Origin of the sequence: Actinophytocola glycyrrhizae (assembly GCF_042653545.1) — a bacterium.
Classification (GTDB): Bacteria; Actinomycetota; Actinomycetes; order Mycobacteriales; family Pseudonocardiaceae; genus Actinophytocola; species Actinophytocola glycyrrhizae.
On sequence record NZ_JBHSIS010000029.1, the window covers coordinates 1 to 1,221 of the forward strand.

General features: G+C 57.3%; 1 rRNA gene. It reads left to right on the plus strand.

Going from position 1 to position 1,221, the window contains the following annotated elements:
- Nucleotides 1-1,221 (plus strand): 23S ribosomal RNA (locus tag ACFPCV_RS38275); the annotation flags it as partial.

Here is a 1,221-nt window from a genome sequence, read left to right on the forward strand (position 1 = left end):
GACACCTTCCTTGGTGGTGTTCCCGAGTAGCAGCGAGCTCGTGGAATTTGCTGTGAATCTGGCGGGACCACCCGCTAAGCCTAAATACTCCCTGATGACCGATAGCGGACTAGTACCGTGAGGGAAAGATGAAAAGTACCCCGGGAGGGGAGTGAAAGAGTACCTGAAACCGTGTGCCTACAAGCCGTCAGAGCCATCTTAGCAATGGTGATGGCGTGCCTTTTGAAGAATGAGCCTGCGAGTTAGTGCTGCGTGGCGAGGTTAACCCGTGTGGGGAAGCCGTAGCGAAAGCGAGTCTGAATAGGGCGTGTAGTCGCGTGGTCTAGACCCGAAGCGGAGTGATCTACCCATGGCCAGGGTGAAGCGACGGTAAGACGTCGTGGAGGCCCGAACCCACCAGGGTTGAAAACCTGGGGGATGAGCTGTGGGTAGGGGTGAAAGGCCAATCAAACTCCGTGATAGCTGGTTCTCCCCGAAATGCATTTAGGTGCAGCGTCACATGTTTCACGCCGGGGGTAGAGCACTGGATGGTCTAGGGGGCCTACAAGCTTACCGAAATCAACCAAACTCCGAATACCGGCGTGTGAGAGTGTGGCAGTGAGACTGCGGGCGATAAGGTTCGTGGTCGAGAGGGAAACAGCCCAGAACACCAGCTAAGGCCCCTAAGTGTGCGCTAAGTGGGAAAGGATGTGGGGTCGCCCAGACAACCAGGAGGTTGGCTTAGAAGCAGCCACCCTTGAAAGAGTGCGTAATAGCTCACTGGTCAAGTGGTCCTGCGCCGACAATGTAGCGGGGCTTAAGCGCACCGCCGAAGCTGTGTCATTCACACAATACATCCGCTCAACCTTTCGGGGTTGTGTGCAGTGGTGTGGATGGGTAGGGGAGCGTCCTGCATCCAGGGAAGCGGCAGAGTGATCTAGCCGTGGAGGGTGCGGGAGTGAGAATGCAGGCATGAGTAGCGAAAGCAGAGTGAGAAACTCTGCCGCCGGATGACCAAGGGTTCCTGGGCCAGGTTAATCCGCCCAGGGTAAGTCGGGACCTAAGGCGAGGCCGACAGGCGTAGTCGATGGACAACGGGTTGATATTCCCGTACCCGTGTGGATGCGCCCATGGCGAGCTCACTGATACTAACCACCCAAAGCCTGGGTCGGTCTTCGGACTGGTCTGGGTGGAGCGTGGGACCTGAAGTGGTAGTAGCCAAACGATGGGGTGACGCAGGAG